The organism is Hyalangium sp., assembly GCF_045802625.1.
In the GTDB taxonomy this organism is placed as follows: Bacteria; Myxococcota; Myxococcia; order Myxococcales; family Myxococcaceae; genus Hyalangium.
Genome location: NZ_JBJMQP010000156.1, coordinates 93,205 through 109,828 on the forward strand (window position 1 = coordinate 93,205; position 16,624 = coordinate 109,828).

At 69.0% G+C, this 16,624-nt stretch carries 15 protein-coding genes; 6 read left to right on the plus strand and 9 right to left on the minus strand.

Annotation, left to right across the window (positions count from 1 at the left end):
- Positions 1 to 14 precede the first annotated feature (14 nt).
- On the minus strand, positions 15 to 584 hold the full coding sequence (locus tag ACJ8AT_RS28490) for a Uma2 family endonuclease (protein WP_407741041.1): 570 nt from the start codon (positions 582 to 584) through the stop codon (positions 15 to 17).
- 56 nt (positions 585 to 640) lie between these two features.
- Entirely contained in the window at positions 641 to 1,000 is a 360-nt protein-coding gene (locus tag ACJ8AT_RS28495; protein WP_407741042.1) for a PspC domain-containing protein, read from the minus strand.
- 267 nt (positions 1,001 to 1,267) lie between these two features.
- Here ACJ8AT_RS28495 and aceB point away from each other — a divergent pair, with 267 nt between their 5' ends.
- Positions 1,268 to 2,893 carry a malate synthase A gene (gene aceB / locus ACJ8AT_RS28500; protein ID WP_407741043.1) on the plus strand — a complete coding sequence of 542 codons (1,626 nt, stop codon included), beginning with the start codon at positions 1,268 to 1,270 and terminating at the stop codon, positions 2,891 to 2,893.
- 28 nt (positions 2,894 to 2,921) lie between these two features.
- Complete coding sequence (aceA, locus tag ACJ8AT_RS28505) at positions 2,922 to 4,208, plus strand: isocitrate lyase (RefSeq protein WP_407741044.1); 1,287 nt, start codon at positions 2,922 to 2,924, stop codon at positions 4,206 to 4,208.
- Positions 4,209 to 4,253: 45 nt separating this feature from the next.
- On the opposite strand, the gene ACJ8AT_RS28510 is transcribed toward aceA, so the two are convergent.
- The 4 genes from ACJ8AT_RS28510 to ACJ8AT_RS28525 form a co-directional block, all read right to left on the minus strand.
- A complete protein-coding gene (locus tag ACJ8AT_RS28510) occupies positions 4,254 to 4,823 on the minus strand; it encodes a DUF2378 family protein (RefSeq protein ID WP_407741045.1) in 570 nt (189 codons plus the stop codon).
- Between the two features lie 50 nt (positions 4,824 to 4,873).
- Positions 4,874 to 5,119 (minus strand): hypothetical protein, encoded by a 246-nt coding sequence (locus tag ACJ8AT_RS28515; protein ID WP_407741046.1) that lies wholly within the window; start codon positions 5,117 to 5,119, stop codon positions 4,874 to 4,876.
- A gap of 90 nt (positions 5,120 to 5,209) precedes the next feature.
- Positions 5,210 to 5,560, minus strand: a complete 351-nt coding sequence (locus ACJ8AT_RS28520; protein WP_407741047.1) for a hypothetical protein — start codon at positions 5,558 to 5,560, stop codon at positions 5,210 to 5,212.
- Between the two features lie 15 nt (positions 5,561 to 5,575).
- Entirely contained in the window at positions 5,576 to 6,871 is a 1,296-nt protein-coding gene (locus tag ACJ8AT_RS28525) for a TIGR04013 family B12-binding domain/radical SAM domain-containing protein (RefSeq protein WP_407741048.1), read from the minus strand.
- 90 nt (positions 6,872 to 6,961) lie between these two features.
- Between ACJ8AT_RS28525 and ACJ8AT_RS28530 the strand changes: the two genes are divergently transcribed.
- A complete protein-coding gene (locus ACJ8AT_RS28530) occupies positions 6,962 to 7,342 on the plus strand; it encodes a hypothetical protein (RefSeq protein ID WP_407741049.1) in 381 nt (126 codons plus the stop codon).
- A gap of 29 nt (positions 7,343 to 7,371) precedes the next feature.
- Here the strand turns inward: ACJ8AT_RS28530 and ACJ8AT_RS28535 are convergent, their stop codons facing one another.
- Both ACJ8AT_RS28535 and ACJ8AT_RS28540 read right to left on the minus strand, forming a co-directional pair.
- A complete protein-coding gene (locus tag ACJ8AT_RS28535; protein WP_407741050.1) occupies positions 7,372 to 8,886 on the minus strand; it encodes a pyridoxal-dependent decarboxylase in 1,515 nt (504 codons plus the stop codon).
- 84 nt (positions 8,887 to 8,970) lie between these two features.
- A complete protein-coding gene (locus ACJ8AT_RS28540; protein ID WP_407741051.1) occupies positions 8,971 to 9,894 on the minus strand; it encodes a polysaccharide lyase in 924 nt (307 codons plus the stop codon).
- 369 nt (positions 9,895 to 10,263) lie between these two features.
- Between ACJ8AT_RS28540 and ACJ8AT_RS28545 the strand changes: the two genes are divergently transcribed.
- Together ACJ8AT_RS28545 and ACJ8AT_RS28550 are read left to right on the plus strand one after the other, a co-directional pair.
- Positions 10,264 to 11,289, plus strand: a complete 1,026-nt coding sequence (locus ACJ8AT_RS28545) for an arginine N-succinyltransferase (protein WP_407741052.1) — start codon at positions 10,264 to 10,266, stop codon at positions 11,287 to 11,289.
- A gap of 59 nt (positions 11,290 to 11,348) precedes the next feature.
- Positions 11,349 to 12,332 carry a c-type cytochrome gene (locus ACJ8AT_RS28550; protein WP_407741053.1) on the plus strand — a complete coding sequence of 328 codons (984 nt, stop codon included), beginning with the start codon at positions 11,349 to 11,351 and terminating at the stop codon, positions 12,330 to 12,332.
- 4 nt (positions 12,333 to 12,336) lie between these two features.
- On the opposite strand, the gene ACJ8AT_RS28555 is transcribed toward ACJ8AT_RS28550, so the two are convergent.
- Complete coding sequence (locus ACJ8AT_RS28555; protein ID WP_407741057.1) at positions 12,337 to 13,311, minus strand: transglutaminase domain-containing protein; 975 nt, start codon at positions 13,309 to 13,311, stop codon at positions 12,337 to 12,339.
- A gap of 118 nt (positions 13,312 to 13,429) precedes the next feature.
- Between ACJ8AT_RS28555 and ACJ8AT_RS28560 the strand changes: the two genes are divergently transcribed.
- The gene (locus ACJ8AT_RS28560; protein ID WP_407741054.1) at positions 13,430 to 16,576 is read left to right on the plus strand and encodes an ABC transporter substrate-binding protein; all 3,147 of its coding nucleotides are present in this window, start codon (positions 13,430 to 13,432) and stop codon (positions 16,574 to 16,576) included.
- Positions 16,577 to 16,624 lie beyond the last annotated feature (48 nt).

Genomic DNA, 16,624 nt, shown 5'->3' on the forward strand with positions numbered 1-16,624 from the left:
AACCGTGAACCGTGCTACCGCTCCCAGAGGGGGGCCAGCTCCAGCTGAATCGCCTCGAAGGGCTCGGCGCGCACCCGCCTGGCGCCCTCGTGCACATCCAGCAGTTCCCAGGCCCCGTCGTCCTCGAGGCGGTAGACCTCCAGCGTGTGCAGGTCCGGGTCCACCAGCCACACATGCTTCACTCCCGCTTGCGCGTAGGCCAGCATCTTCATGCCGCGATCAAGCGCCAGCGTCTCCGGCGAGAGCACCTCGCAGACCCAGTCCGGCGCGAGCGTCATCACCGTCACATCCGGCAGCTCCGGCACCCGCTCGCGGCGCCAACCCGCCAGGTCCGGGATGATGATCTCTCCGCTCAGGTGCAGCTCCGGCGCGAAGAGCAACAACCAGCTCCCCGGGCCCTTGTGCCGCCGCATGAACGGCCCTGACAGCGTCCCCAGCAGCATGGAGGCGGCCAGCGTCTGCACCATCCGGGGCCGGGGGCTGTCCACCTGCTCGCCGCCCAGGATCTCCGCCACCATGTTGGAGGCGAAGGCTCCCAGGGCGGGGTACAGCTCCTTGAAGGTCATCTCAGGGCGGGCAGGCATGTCTACAGCATGCCCCCAACCTGTAGCATTCTCAAGACCCGAGGCAACCTACCAGGTCAGACCCGGCGCTCGACCTTGGGCTCGGCCGAGCCCTCCGCCGGCCCGGTGACCCACTCCACCACCCGCTGCACCGGCGCCCTGCCGATGGCCGACGGCGGCGTGAAGGCCCACAGCAGCAGGTACACCAGCAGCGGCGCTCCACCCGCCGCCGCCAGCGCGAGCACGAACGCCACCCGCACCAGCGCCACGTCCAGGCCGAACTGGCGGCTGACCGCCAGGCACACTCCCAGCAGCGTGCGGCCCTCGCCCCCGCGGTGCATCACCGCGCCTGGCTGCACCGCCCGGCAGTGAGGGCATCGCGTCGCCTCGTCCCGCAGGTCCATCGCGCACGCCACACAGCGCTTCGGGGTGTCCATGACTCTTGTCCTTTCGTACAACCCGGCCTGCCTTGTCGATCCCGGGCCTCGTCCCTACCTACGCAGCCAGGACCCGGCCATTGCGGCGGCGCCCGCCCCCAAGAGGTTGCTTGGAAGTCTGCTGATTTACAAGTTATCTAAGATTGGTGTTGATGGGCTTACAAGCGAGCGAGCACTCTTTTCACAGCCGCTTCCCTCTGTGCCTTGGGGATGACCAATTTTCCGCCCATCAGCTCTTTTTACAACGCACCAAGTCACGAGGTTGCCATGAGAGATCCCGTGTCCTCCCCGAAGCCCCCGGACTTGAGCCCCGGGGTGGTGCTCCGTGGCCCCTGGTCTCCGGAATACGCGTCCGTGCTCACCTCGGAGGCGCTCGACTTCGTCGCCAAGCTGACTCGAACCTTCGGTGAGCGGCGGCAGGCCCTGCTGGCCAGCCGCCAGGAGCGCCAGGCCGCCTTCAACCGCGGCCTGCGTCCTCACTTCCTCCCGGAGACCCAAGCCATCCGCGACGGGGACTGGAAGGTGTCGCCGCTGCCGCGGGACTTGCTGGATCGACGCGTGGAGATCACCGGCCCGGTGGAGCGGAAGATGATCATCAACGCGCTCAACTCGGGCGCCAACGTCTTCATGGCGGACTTCGAGGACGCCAACAGCCCCACCTGGGACAACGGGGTGCGCGGGCAGCTCAACCTGATCGACGCCGTCCGAAGGACCATCACCTTCGACGCCGGGAACGGGAAGCACTACGCCCTGGTCGACAAGCCGGCGGTGCTCTTCGTCCGCCCGCGCGGCTGGCACCTGCTCGAGCGCCACCTGGAGGTGGACGGCAAGCCGGTGCCCGGCGCCTTCTTCGACTTCGGGCTCTTCTTCTTCCACAACGCGAAGGAGCAGCTCGCCCGCGGCACCGGCCCCTACTTCTATCTGCCCAAGATGGAGAGCCACCTGGAGGCCCGGCTGTGGAACGACGTGTTCCTGCTGGCCCAGAGCGAGCTGGGCATTCCGCGCGGCACCATCAAGGCCACCGTGCTAATCGAGACGCTGCCCGCGGCCTTCGAGATGCACGAGATTCTCTACGAGCTGCGCGAGCACTCGGCTGGCCTCAACTGCGGCCGCTGGGACTACATCTTCAGCTTCATCAAGAAGCTCCAGGCGGACCCCGCCGTCCTGCTGCCCGACCGCGGGCAGGTGACGATGAACAAGGCGTTCCTGGATGCCTACTCGCGGCTGCTCATCCAGACGTGCCACCGGCGCGGCGTGCACGCCATGGGCGGCATGGCGGCCTTCATCCCCATCAAGGGAGACCCGGTGGCCAACGAGGAAGCGCTGGCCCAGGTGCGCGCCGACAAGCTGCGCGAGGTGAACAACGGCCATGACGGCACGTGGGTGGCCCACCCGGCCCTGGTGCCCCTGGCGCGCAACGTGTTCGACGAGCACATGCACGGGCCCAACCAGCTCCACAACCTGCGCACGGACGTGCATGTGACCGAGGCGGACCTGCTCAAGGTGCCTCGGGGGACTCGTACCGAGGAGGGCTTGCGCCACAACATCCTCGTGGGCGTGCAGTACATGGCCGCGTGGCTGGGCGGGCTGGGCTGCGTGCCGCTCTACAACCTGATGGAGGACGCGGCCACCGCGGAGATCTCCCGCGCCCAGGTGTGGCAGTGGATCCACCACGGCGCCACGCTCGAGGACGGCCGGCACGTCACCCCGGAGCTGTTCCGCCAGGTGTTCTCCGAGGAGATCGCCGTGCTCCAGAAGGAGGGCGCGCCGGAGCGCTTCGGCGCCGAGCGCTTCGCCCAGGCCTGCTCCCTGTTCGAGCGCCTGTTGGCCACGCCCACCTTCGAGGACTTCCTCACCCTTCCAGCCTACGAGGCATTGGACCCGCAGTACTGATTTGCATTCCACCCGAGAGGAGCTTGCGATGCCTGACGTCACCACCACCACACCGGACTCTTCCCCTCATGCCAAGCTCCATGCGCGGCGCTTCGAGGGCATCACCCGCAACTACACCGAGAAGGACGTGGAGAAGCTGCGCGGCTCCATCCGCATCAGCTACACGCTGGCGGAGATGGGCGCGCGGCGCCTGTGGGAGCTGCTGAACACCGAGGAGTTCGTGGCCGCCCTGGGCGCGCTCACCGGCAACCAGGCCGTGCAGATGGTGCGCGCGGGCCTCAAGGCCATCTACCTGTCCGGCTGGCAGGTGGCGGCCGATGCCAACAGCGCCGGGCAGATGTATCCGGACCAGAGCCTCTATCCCGTGGACAGCGTGCCCACCGTGGTCCGCAAGATCAACGCCGCCCTGCGCCGGGCCGATCAGATCGAGCACGCCGAGGGCAAGAGCGAGCGCTACTGGTTCGCGCCCATCATCGCCGACGCCGAGGCGGGCTTTGGCGGGCCGCTCAACGCTTTCGAGTTGATGAAGTCGATGATTGAAGCGGGCGCCGCGGGCGTGCACTTCGAGGATCAGCTCGCCAGCGAAAAGAAGTGCGGCCACATGGGCGGCAAGGTGCTGGTGCCCACCAACAACTTCATCCGAACGCTCACCGCGGCCCGGCTGGCGGCGGACGTCATGGGCGTGCCCACGCTGCTGGTGGCGCGCACGGACGCCGACAGCGCCAAGCTGCTGATGAGCGACTCGGACGAGTACGATCGCCGCTTCATCGACAAGAAGGCGGTGCGCTCGGCGGAGGGCTTCTACCGGCTCAAGGGCGGCGTGGAGTGCGCCATTGCCCGCGGCTTGGCCTATGCGCCGTACGCGGACCTGGTGTGGTGCGAGACGAGCACCCCGGACCTGAAGCAGGCCAAGCAGTTCGCCGAGGGCATCCACGCGAAGTTCCCGGGCAAGATGCTGGCGTACAACTGCTCGCCGTCCTTCAACTGGAAGAAGAACCTGGACGACGCGACGATTGCCAGGTTCCAGCGCGAGCTGGGCGCCATGGGCTACAAGTTCCAGTTCGTCACCCTGGCCGGCTTCCATGCGCTCAACTTCGCCATGTACGAGCTGGCGCGGACGTACAAGGACCAGGGCATGGCCGCGTACTCGGCGCTGCAGCAGAAGGAGTTCGCCGCCGAGAAGGACGGCTACACCGCCACGCGCCACCAGCGCGAGGTGGGCACCGGCTACTTCGACCAGGTGGCTGAAGTCATCTCCGGCGGCTGCTCCAGCACGCTGGCCCTGACCGAGTCCACCGAGGCTCACCAGTTCTAGGTGAGTGAAGTTCCGTGGGCGTGGGGGCTTCTCGGGCCCCCGCGCTCACTCCCAGCGCACGTCGAAGTCCGTGTCCTCGGGGCCCTTGCGCTCGAAGGTCATGCTCACCTTCTTGATGCCCATGATCTCGAAGGAGGCCTCAGCCAGCCCCTGGTAGAACTCGGGCGCCACGGGGACGCCTTTGAAGTGCAGCCGCCAGTGGTTGGGGCCTATCTGCTCGGCGGTGCGCTCGCCGAAGTTGCTGTTGCGCCCGATGAAGTCTCCCATCTTGCGTATCAGCCGATCCGGGCCCATCAGGTTCAGCGCCTTGAGCTGGATCTGCCCCAGCAGCGTCTGCCGGTAGCCGTTCAACATGCGTATCCCCACGCACCGGGTGCCCTCGGGCAGCGGCAGGCTCCCGTAGTAGCGGCGCGCCAGCCACTGGATCAACGCGATGTACCGGTCCACCGGCACCTCGGGAGGAAGTCCGCCGATGCCGCCCAGCAGCTCGATGACCTCCAGCATCTCCACGGAGCCGGCCTTCACGCCGAAGCCCCGCAGCAGACCCTCGACGGCGCTGTGCTTGAAGCTCCGTGCGTCCTTGTTCGCCGTCTGCTGAGGTGGCCGTGGTTCCATCTTCCGCCCAGGGTGAGACAACCCCGGGACTATAGCCAGCCTCGGGGGGCTTATGCCTTCTTCTCGCGATCGCTCTTCTTGCTGTAGGCGTCGCGCTGGCCGCTCTGCACGTCCCCCGAGCTGTCGTAGGGCACGCCCACCTCCGTGCGCTGGCCGCCGTTCTGCTCGCTGAGGTCGGTCAGCGCGGCCTTGCCACCCTCACCCGGCAGCCGGTCTCCCTCTTCGTCCGGATCCTTCTGCTTCTCTGGATCCAAGGGCATGCCCACGCTGCGCTGCTTCCATTCCTTCGGGTCCATGCTCGCTCCTTCCGAGGGCGGGGTTCGCCTCGTGCGTCAAAGGTGCGGCTGGAACGGCCTCGGGCAGCGAGGGCTCGCGGGCCTGCTCGCTCAGTTCAGGAGCGGGGGTTTTACTCGGGGCCTCGACTCCGGCGGCCGGGCCTGCATCAGCTCCAGCCCCTGGCGCGTCAGCAGAAAGCGCACCACTCCCGAGCCGCGCTCGGTGTCGATCTCCGCCTCGAAGGCCGGGCCGGCGATGCCTCCCAGTTGGACGTCCTTGCGCAGGTTGTGCACCCGGCCCGAGATGAGGTCCCCCGCCACCTGTCCGACCGAGTCACCCCGCTCGTAGAGCTCATACGCCTTCTGGTGCAGCGTCATCGCCAGCGAGGGCGTGAGCGGCTGCGTGCTGAACAGGACCGAGATGAGCGTCCAGTAGGGAGGATCCTGGGAGTCGTCGGACATCGCTCCCCATCCTAATCAAGCCTGTCCCCGCGCGCGTGGCTGTCTTCGCTGGACGATCTGCTCCGCGAGCGTGGCCTGCTGCTTCCAATGCCCGTAGAGACGCCCCTGGGAGGCCAGCCGATCCAGCCGGAGCTGCGTCTGCTCGTCCACCCGGCCCGCGGGCGCATCCCGGTAGGGTGTCCCTGGCAGCGGCATGAAGGTGTGTCCGTGGACTCGCGCGCCCAGCCCCGAGAGCTGCTCCATGAGTTGGAGCGTCGCGTCGATGTCCTCTCGCGCCTCGCCCGGCAGCCCGAGGATGAAGTCCACGTTGGGCAGGAAGCCCGCCTCCAGCGAGAGCCGCACCGCGCGGACCACCGCCTCCGTGTCGTGCCCCCGGTGGCTGTCGCGCAGGATCCGCTCGGAGCCCGACTGCCCGCCGATGATCAGGTTGTCGTTGTCCACGTACCGCTCGAGCAAGGCCAGCGACTCGGGCGTCACGTGCTCCGGCCGCACCTCTGACGGGAACGTGCCGAAGAAGATCCGCCCGTCCGGGCCCATCGCCTCGCGCAGCGCCGCCAGCAGCTCCTCCACCGCCGCCAGATTCACCGACTCGTCCGGCGAGCCGTAGGACATGGAGGTGGGCGTGATGAAGCGGATGTCCTTGCGCCCCGACTGCCGTAGCACCCGGGCCCACTCGGCCACGTTGCGCACGCTCCTGTGCCGGAACCGCGCCTTGTTCAGGAATGGCGTCTGGCAGAACCGGCACGCGTAGATGCAGCCCCGGGTGATCTCGATGGCGCCGAACTTCCCGTGCTCCGCGGCGAACGGCGGGAACGCGTCCAGGTCCACCACGCCCTCGCCCCGCCCGTTGTGCACCACCTTCCCCTGCTCCAGCCGCGCCATCCCCCGGGTGGCCTTGGGGTCCTCGCCGCGCTTCAGCCGGTGGAGCAGCTCCCGGAGCAGGTGCTCGCCCTCGCCCACCGCGACCAGCTCAAAGCCCGCGCGCAGCGTCTGCTCCGTCTCCGCCGTGGCGTGCACCCCGCCCGCGATGCAGAGCACCCGCCGGCCCTCCAGCCGCTCGCGCACCCAGGACAGCTCCTCCACCGCGGCGCCGAAGCTCGCCGAGTAGAACGACCACGCCGCCACCACCGTGTAGCCCTCGTCCGCGCACTGGCGCACGGTGGCCAGCAGCGTCTCGCGATCCCGAGGGAAGTGCAGCGCGACCTCCGCCAGCGCAGGGTCCGACTCGACGGCGCCGGCCAGCACCGTGAAGGCGTACTTGCCCGGGTACTGGTAGCTCAGGACGAGCGCGACCTTCCCGTTGGAATCCATGGAACCCTCAACCAAGCTCTTGAAACCATTGAAGAAAATGAAGGCGCAACTCCAGCGCAATCCTGACCGATAATGGAAGGTGGAGGAACCATGCAAATCAACAACCTGGGCGGCGCGCGGATGCCCGTCACCACTTCTGCGAACAGCACGTCCCAGACGGCTCGGGCCAGCTTCGGCACGCTCGTGCAGAGCGGCGCGGGCGCTCCCATGGCGGGCCGAGTGGCCATCCCGGGCTCCAGCATCGTCTCCAAGGCGATCTCGGTGAACTCCGGCGCCGCCCCGGGCTCCACCTTCGGCGCGCCCTACCTCCAGGCTCAGACGGCCGGAGCCGCCACCACCGGCACCCAGATGAGCAAGGCCGACCAGAACAAGGCGCTGGTGGATCTCATGAAGATGTCGCTGATGTCGTTCGCGAGCGGCACCTTCTCCATGGGCCAGAGCCGCCCCGGAATCGAAGCGCTGGAGGACTGAGCCGCTTCGCCCGAGGCGCTCGCGGCTCGTCACTCTCCGGCGAGCCGCTGGAGCGCCTCCCAGCAGGCGCGCACGTGCCGCTCCTCCGTGCTCGCCGCGCCGATGGCCAGGCGCAGCACGAACCTCGCGGGCGCGCCCCCCACTCCGGGCAGCACCGTGTGTGAGAGGAACGCGCTCCCGGTGGCGTTCAACCGCTCCAGCAACGCGCGGTTGCGCGAGTCCGTGGCCTCGGGCGGCTCTCCCGGGCGCGGCGCGAGGCGGAAGCACACCAGGCTCAGCGAGCGCGGCACGGCCAGCTCGAAGCGCGCGTCCGCTCGCACCCAGGCCTCGAACAGGCCCGCCAGGCGCACGTGCTCGCGGATATAGGCCCGCAGGCCCTGCGCGCCGTAGTGGCGCATGACGAACCACAGCTTCAGCGCTCGGAAGCGGCGGCCGAGCTCCACCTGCCAGTCCCGGTAGTCGATCACCGCGCCGCTCGCGCTGGCCGCGTTGCGCAGGTACTCCGGCGTCACGCTGAGCGCATCCACCAGCGCGTTTCTGTCCCGCGTGAAGAAGGCGTCGCAGTCGAAGTTGGTCAGCAGCCACTTGTGCGGATCGAACGCGAGCGAGTCCACCTTCTCCACGCCCTTGGCCAGCCCCTGGTGCTCCGGGCAGAGCAGCGCCGCGCCCGCCCACGCCGCGTCCACGTGCAGCCAGCCTCCCATGGCCGTCAGCCCCGTGCGCTCCATCACCTCGCTGATCCGTTCCAGGGGGTCCATCGCTCCCGAGGAGGTGGTGCCAATCGTGGCGCAGACGAAGAAGGGCTGGCGGCCCGCGGCCAGATCCTCTCGGATGGCGCGCTCCAGCACCTCCGGACGCAGGGCATAGCCCGGGTCCGTCTCCAGCAGGCGCACGTGCGCGGTGTCGCTCGCGTCCTTCGCCACCCCGGACAGCATGGCCGCCTTGAGGACGGAGGAGTGCGCCTGCGTGGAGGAGTACGCGACGAGCGGCGCGTTCCCGGGGACCTTGCGCCGCACCCGCGCCCGGGCCGCCACCATGGCCACCAGGGTGGCTTCGCTCGCCGTGCCCTGGATGACGCCGCCGCCCGTGCCGGAGGTGGAGCGGAAGGACTCCGGCAGCCCCGTGAGCTCCGCCAGCCAGTCCAGCACCCGCGTCTCCAGCTCCGTGCACGAGGGGCCCGTGGACCAGAGCATCCCCTGCACGCCCAGCCCCGCGGACAGCAGATCTCCAAGTACCGAAGGGCCCGACGCGTTGGCGGGGAAGTACGCGAAGAAGGAGGGCGACTGCCAGTGGGTGACTCCTGGGAGGATCACCGAATCCAGATCCCGGAAGACGGCGTCCCAGCCCTCGGCCCCGCCGAGCCCCTGCTCCGGCGGGTGCACTGGCAGCTTGGCCAGCACCTCGCCCGGTTTGACCTGCGAGCGCACCGGGAAGGACTCCACCCGCTGCCAGTAGTCCGCGATCCAGTCCACCATCTGGTGGCCCAATCGCCGGAAATCCTCGGACTTCAGGTGGGGCACTGCCTCTTCGCGTTCGTTGCTCATGGCCGGGCCGCGAACCCTAGTGGCGGGCCTCGGGAGTGTCGAGAGCACCTTGAGAGGGCTCTCGCCTCCTCTGGGTCCGAACCTTCAGCGCTGACGGCGCAGGCGCAGCACTCCGAACAGCCCCAGCAGGGCCACGGCCGCCAGCGGACCGCCTCCCGTGGAGCAGCCGTACTGCGTGGCCTTCACCGCGGAGCCCGTGTCCGACGGGCTGCCGGCACCGGGATCCACCGTCCCCGGGCTGCCACCGGGCGGAGTCGTCTCGCTGCCCGGAGCCGAATCCCCGGGAGCGGACGTGCCCGCGTCGGGAGTGCCCGCGTCGGGAGTGCCCGCGTCCGGCGCCGGGGGAGGCGGAGGCGGAGGCGGGGGCAGCACGTCCTCCAGCCGCGTCGCCATGGTGAACCCGTCGTGGTAGACGACGCCCGTCTGCGTGACGGTGTCGCTGCGGTACAGCCCCAGCTTCAGGTAGATGCCCATGCCCGCGTACGTCGTCGCCACGTTGCGCTGGGGCAGCACCTTCTCGCCGTTGTGCCACAGCTCGATGAAACCCACCTTCGGGTCCGGCGACCACTTCACGTGGAAGATGAACTCGTGCCACACCCCGCGCGTCAGCGGCATGCTCCACGGGGTGAGGGTGTCCGACATCGTCAGCCGGAGCTCCTCCCCGTACACGTAGAACTGCACCGGCGGCGAGCCGCTCGAGCCATCGTGGTGCCACTGCGTGAAGATCTGCCAGGTGCGCACGCTGGGAAAGTCCGGCGCGAACATCACCTTCCAGCGGTAGTAGTACTCCGAGCCCACCGCCTCGTGGCCCTGGTACACCAGCTCGTTGCGGTTGCCGCTGGAGTTGATGGGGTCATCCCCCTGCTTCACCGTGGCCTTGAGCGCGTAGCGCCCCTCCGCCACGGGCGAGCTCACCACCTGCAGCCGATCCGCGCTCACCATCTGGGCTCCGCTGTATTGCGAGCGGTCGCCCGTCTCGAAGTCCCCTCTCCAGACGACGCCAGCCACGGCCGGGCTGGAAATCAGGAACGTCACAAGCCACAGCGGGAAGGTTCTCAAACCAGGGGCCCCTGATGAAGGTTGGCTACCAAACGATCCGTGCTGGGGTTGAAAACCATGTTTCATTCCTGCGAGCAACTCTTCCCAGCGCCTCGCTCCCAGAGCGTGCGGGCAGGCAGGGGCCTGGTTTCATGAAACATGTTTCACTCGTGAGCGGGTGGGGCTCGGACGCTCTGTCGGAGGTGGAGGTGGGAGGGGCCCCGTCCTTGACGCAGAGCGGCAAGTTCGGCCCGCAGACAAGGGGCTGACGGGGAGCAGGCGTGGTGTATGGTCCCCACCCCTCCGAGGCGCCCTCCCCCTGGGCGTCCCAGGTGTCCCATGCTCGTCCTGCGCGACGTCCAGAAGAGCGACCTGCCAGGCCTCAAACGGCTCGCCGCCGTGCTCAACACCGTCAACCTCCCCAACAACGAGGAGACGCTGTCGAACATCATCGACAAGTCGGTGAAGAGCTTCGCCGGCAAGGTGAAGAACCCGCTGGATCGCGAGTACCTCTTCATCCTCGAGGACCCGCGCAACTCCACGCTCATCGGCACGTCGATGATCATCGCCCAGCACGGCACGTACGAGGCGCCCCACATCTACTACGAGGTCAGCGAGCGCGAGCACTACTCGGCCTCGCTGGAGCGGCACCTGCGGCACAAGGTGCTCTCCATCGCCTACAACTACGAGGGCCCCACGGAGATTGGGGGCCTGGTGGTGGATCCGCCCTACCGCGCCACGCCGGACAAGCCGGGCAAGCAGCTGTCGTACGTGCGCTTCCTGTTCATCGCCATGCACCGGCGGCTGTTCCGGCCCCGGGTGCTGGCGGAGCTGCTGCCGCCGCTGCTGCCGGATGGGCGCAGCCTGCTGTGGGAGGCGTGCGGCCGGAAGTTCACGGGCCTGAGCTACCAGGAGGCGGACCGGCTCAGCCGGCAGAACAAGGAGTTCATCAAGGAGCTGTTCCCCTCGTCGGACATCTACGCCTCGCTGTTCCCCACGCGGGTGCAGAAGGTGCTGGGCGAGGTGGGGCCGCAGACGCGCGGCGTGCAGCGCATGCTGGAGCGCATTGGCTTCAAGTACGTGGAGCGGATTGATCCGTTTGACGGCGGGCCGCACTTCGAGGCCAACGTGGCGGACGTGAGCCTGGTGCGGCGCTACCGCACGGTGAAGCTGGCCGAGGAGGACTTCGAGCAGGAGGGCGAGGATCTCCTCGTCTCCTGTGAGCGCGAGTCGGGCCGCAACCGCTTCCGCGCCGTGCGCACGGAGGGCCGGGTGGAGGATCAGCTCGTCTACCTGCCGGGCCCCGCCAAGGAGCTGCTGGGCGTCTCGGGGGGAGCGAGGCTGTCGCTCATTCCGTTCGAGTAGGAGGCGGTCCGCTTCGTTGACCCGTATTTTCCGCCGGGGCATCCTCCCTCGCACCGCACATGAAAAAGCTCCTCCTTGGCATCGTGGCGACCGTCGTCCTAATGGCCGGTGGCGCAGCCGCCTTCCTGGCGCTGAAGACCCCCGCCCAGCGTCCCGCGCCCGACCTCAAGGTGGAGGCCACCCCCGAGCGGCTCGAGCGCGGACGCTATCTGGTGGAGCATGTGTCGGCGTGTCTGCACTGCCACTCGCCGGGCGACGAGTCCCGCTGGGGCCTGCCTCACAAGCCCGAGCTCCGAGGCGCGGGCGGCCTCTGCTTGACCGAGGCGATGGGCTTCGCCGGCACCCTGTGCGCCACGAACATCACCCAGCACCCGCAAGACGGCATTGGCCAGTGGACGGACGGAGAGCTCCTCCGCGCCATCCGCGAGGGGGTCGACAAGAACGGCCAGGCGCTCTTCCCCCTCATGCCCTACGACAACTTCCGCCACCTGTCCGATGACGATGCCCTGGCCGTGGTGGCCTATCTGCGCACGCTGCCCCCGGTGCCTGGCCAGAGGCCCGCTCGCCAGCTGAAGTTCCCCTTGCCCATCGTCGTGAAGTTCATACCCCAACCGCTCACCAGCCCCGTTTCGGCGCCCAACAAGAGCGACTCGGTGGCCTACGGCCGCTACCTGGTCACCGCCGCCGGCTGCGAGACCTGCCACACGCCCGTGGATGGGCGGCACCAGCCCCTGCCAGGCAAGGCCTTCTCGGGAGGCCAGCCGTTCCCGTTCGAGCAGGGCGGCGCGGTGGTCAGCCCCAACCTCACCCCGCACGCCACGGGGCTGGGCGGCCGGACGCGCGAGAACTTCATCGCGCTGTTCAAGGCCTACGCCACGCCGCAGTCCCACAACCTGGCGGTGGCTCCCAACAAGAACACCCCCATGCCCTGGCTGATGTACGCGGGGATGACGGAAGAGGACCTCGGCGCCATCTACGATTACCTGCGGACCGTGCCTCCCATCGAGAACCGGGTGGAGAAGTTCCCCGCTCAGAAGACCTGAAGGCTCAGGGACGCCGGACGATTCGGTGCGTGCCTCGCAGCAGCTCCAGCCAGCGCTCACCGGCCTCCAGTGACGAGCCCTTCGGGTCCACCAGCGCCAGCGGCAGGTGTGTATCCGGCCGCACCGGATCCAACGAGGTGGGATCCAGCTCCAGCACTCCCCCGCTCGCCAGCGCCACTCGCACCCAGGCGTGGGGACGCGCCGGGCCTCCGTCCACCACCAGCAGGCCGTGCACCATCGCCACTCGCTGCCCGAGCTTCGCTGCCTCCGCCGCGAAGCGCAGCGCGTGCGCCAGGCACCCTCCCGCCTCGCCCTCTCCTCCCGCTCGCCAGTCCGCGGCCCCAGGCCCCTTCTCCGGGAACGCCGCATGTACCCGCTTCGCCAGCGCTCTCGCCGAGGCCGCCTCCCATGGCGTCATCCCCGGCAGCCGCTCCGGCACGGGCCAGGGAGGCTCGAAGCTCAGCGCTCCCTGCTCTCCCTCCACCGGCACTCCGTCCGCGAAGAGCTCCGGCGGCGCTCGCAGCCGCTCCCCCGGCGCCGCCACGGTGAAGCGCGAGTCGCCCAGCTCCAGCACCTCCAGCCTCCCGCTCGCGTCGTACCGGGCTCGGAAGGGCGCGCCCAGCATCGTCCCCTCCACCTCGCTCCCGTGAGCGGCGGTGACACAGTGCGCGCCCTCGCGCCCCGTCAGCTCCTCCCGCCCCGTCACGCACCCGGTGGGCGGCGGCCCCCTCCACAGCCACAGCGCCTGCGGCACGCTCTGCGAGCCCTCCACCCGACCCTGTGCGTCCAGCGCCAACTTCACTTCCCGTGTCAGCGCGCCCACCTGCCCGTCTCGGGTGTGCAGGTGCAACGAGGTATACGTGAAGCGCCCCTCCGTCCGCCTCAGCGTCACCAGCCCCACCGGCACCCCTCGCCACGAGAACAGGTAACGTGCTGAGTCGTCTGTCCCCTGGGGCGCGGCGGACCCTCCCCCTGAAATTCCACTCGACGTAGCAGGTAGGACCAGGAGCAGGGTGGCCAACAAGGCCCACCCCGCACCCAGCCGTGCACGGTTTTGAGGTACGGCGCGGAAATGCGGAGTAGCTTCGCGGCTGCTCATGGGAGCCAAACGGTACCTCTTCACCTTCGGCCTTGGTGGAGGACTCGCAACCGCGCTGATTGTGGGTGGCCTTCTGCGCGCACTCACGGGAGAGCCTCGCACTTACAGCGGGTGGCTCCTGCTCTTGCTCGCCACGCCCCTGCTCTACCTGCTGGGTGGGTGGCTCACCTGGTTCGCCTGGGCCGGCCGCCGCCTGCGCATGCGCCGGCGCGTCATCACCCGCCTGGCCCAGGGAGACCTGGCCATCTCCACCCAGGATGAGTTCGAGGGGAGAGATGACGTGCACCGGCTGCTCGTCTCGCTCCGGCGCGCCATCTCCCAGGTGCAGCGCGTCACCGTGAACCTGCACCGCACCAGCACCAGCGTCTCCGAGCAGTCGCGGATGCTGCTCGAGGCCGCGCGCCGGCAGAGCCTCGCGGTGGAGCGCTCCCAGTCCGCCGTCACCAGCATGGGCCAGAGCCTCCAGGCCACCGGCCAGCGCGTGGGGCAGATGGACTCGTTCGCCGACGAGACCAAGAGCGCCCTGGCGGAGATGACCGAGCGGCTCCAGCAGGTGGGCCAGTCCCTCTCCATCCTCGACGAGTTCTCCCACAACACCAGCGAGCTGGTGCAGGCCATGAGCGAGCGGCTGGCCCACATCGCCATCGCCGGGGACGAGCTGGCCCGCTTCGCCAACGAGGCCGAGAGCTTCGTCTCCGTGGTGAGCACCGGCATCGACGCCGTGCGCCGCCGCGCCAGCGAGACGAACGAGCTGGCCATGGCCGTCACCGCCACCTCCCAGCGCGGCGAGGAGCTGGTCAACGACAGCGTCAAGGGCATGTACCGAGTCGAGGAGACGGTGCGCAAGGCGGCCGAGCTCGTCGACTCGCTCGGGGTGCGCTCCACGGAGATTGGCCGCATCGTCGACGTCATCCAGGAGATCGCCGACCAGACGAAGCTCCTGGCGCTCAACGCCTCCATCATCGCCGCGCAGGCCGGCGAGCACGGGCGCCCCTTCGGCGTGGTGGCCAATGAGATCCGCGGGCTGGCCGAGCGCACCGCGCGCTCCACGCGGGAGATCGCCTCCATGGTCACCAGCGTGCGCGAGGCGGTTGTCACCGCGGTGGCGCTGGTGAAGGAGGGCCGGGAGCAGGCCACCGTGGGCGTGCAGCTCGGGGATAGGGCCGCGGGGGCGCTGGTGGAGATCCGCACCATCACCCAGCGCACCTTCTCCGCCGTGGAGTCCACCGTCGAGGAGACCAAGCGCCTGGAGCTGCAGGGCACCTCCGTGGCCGAGGCCAGCCGCCGGGTGGCGATGCAGGTGGATGACGTGACTCGCGCCGCCATCGAGCAGGTGGGGCACGCTCGCGAGCTGGTGCGCCAGACGGGCGAGATGGCGCGCATGGCCCGCGAGGCCACGGACAAGGTGGAGGGACAGGCTCGCACCGGGCACCAGCTCTCCGAGGCCGTGGTGCGGCTCACCGCCGCCATCGACGACATCCGCAAGGCCCATGGCGTGCTCACCCGCGGCGAGCAGGCCATCGGTGAAGAGGTCTCCCGCGTGCGGGAGGATGCTCGCCGCGTCATCCGCATTGGCGACGAGCTGAGCCGCACGGTGGAGCAGCTCGGCCACGAGACGACGAACCTGGAGGCGGAGGTGTTCCGCTTCCGCCTGCCCCAGCCGCGCACCGGGGGCGAGCTGCGCGTGGGCATCCACCAGGCCGCGGCGCTGCGCTCCCGGCAGACGTTGGATCCGCTCTTCAGCGTGGAGATCCAGCTCGCCGAGGTGTGCGCGTGCGTCTTCGCCAACCTGCTGCGGCTGGAGGATGGCGTGCTGACCCCGGACCTGGCCGAGCGCTGGGAGGTGGACTCCTCGGCGCGCATCTTCCGCTTCTTCCTGCGCCGCGGCGTCACCTTCCACGATGGGGTGAAGCTCACGGCCTTCGATGTGAAGCGCCACTTCGAGCGGCTGCTGAACCCGGAGGTGCGCTCACCGGACCGGACCCTGCTGGAGGACATCGCCGGGGTGCCCGACTACGTCAGCGGCAACGCGCGTGAAGTCACGGGCATCCTCGTCATCGACGAGGGGACGCTGGAGATCCGCCTCAAGGAGCCCAAGGCCTTCTTCCTCCACCTGCTCACGTTGACGCCCACGGCGATCGCTCGCGTGGACACCCAGGGGCGCCTGCTGGGCACCGGCCCCTACCGCCTGGAGCGCTTCGAGTCGGACCGCGTCATCCTCGAGCGCAACCCCGCTTACTACCGGAGCGGGCACCCGCTGTTGGATCGGCTCGAGTTCCGGTTGGTGGACTCGCGGCAGGAGGCCATCGAGCAGTTCCAGGCCGGACAGGTGGACTTCGTCTCCTTCCTCTATGCGCAGCACGCGCAGGGCCACGGCATGGAGATGTTCCAGGTCGTCGCCAGCGCCACGCCCTCCACCGCCTTCGTGGGCCTGAACCTGCGCGAGCCGCTCTATGACGACGTGCGCGTGCGCCAGGCCATCCGCGCCGGGATGGACATTCCCCGGCTGGTGGAGCAGTTCCACCCCGGCGCGCGCATGGCGAGCACGCTCACCCCGCCCGAGCTGCTGCAGAACAGCAACCCGGCCCTGGTGTCAGGCCCGGACGTGGCGCTTGCGCAGCAGCTGCTGCGCGAGGCCGGCGTGCGCAAGGTGCCGCTCACCCTCTATTACCCAGCGGGCCGGGATACGTCCGAGGAGGACAAGGTGTTGTTCCGCCCGCTCATCGAGGCGGGGCTGCTGGAGTTGCACCACGTGGAGCTGCCTCCGCAGGACTACACGACGCGGCTGCGCGCGGGGCAGATTCCGGCGTTCCGGACGCTGTGGATCGCCGACTACCCGGACCCGGACAACTTCCTCTACCTGCTGCTGAACTCCAGCGCGCAGACCATCTATCCGCTGGGATACAAGAACCCCGAGCTGGATCAGCTCACGGCCGAAGCGCGCGTGTCCATTGATCCGGATCTGCGCCACATGCTGTACCGCCGCGCCGAGGAGCTGTTCGAGAAGGACTGCCCGCTGCTGCCCCTGTACCACGACCGCATCTTCGCCGTGGCCACGCCCATGGTTCAGGATCTGCGGCTGCACATGACTCCGCCCCAGGTCCGCTTCGAGGACATGTGGATCGTAATGGACAGCAAGCCGTAGGGGCGAGGATAGCGTAATGAGATTGCTCGTCTTGATGTTTGCGGTGGC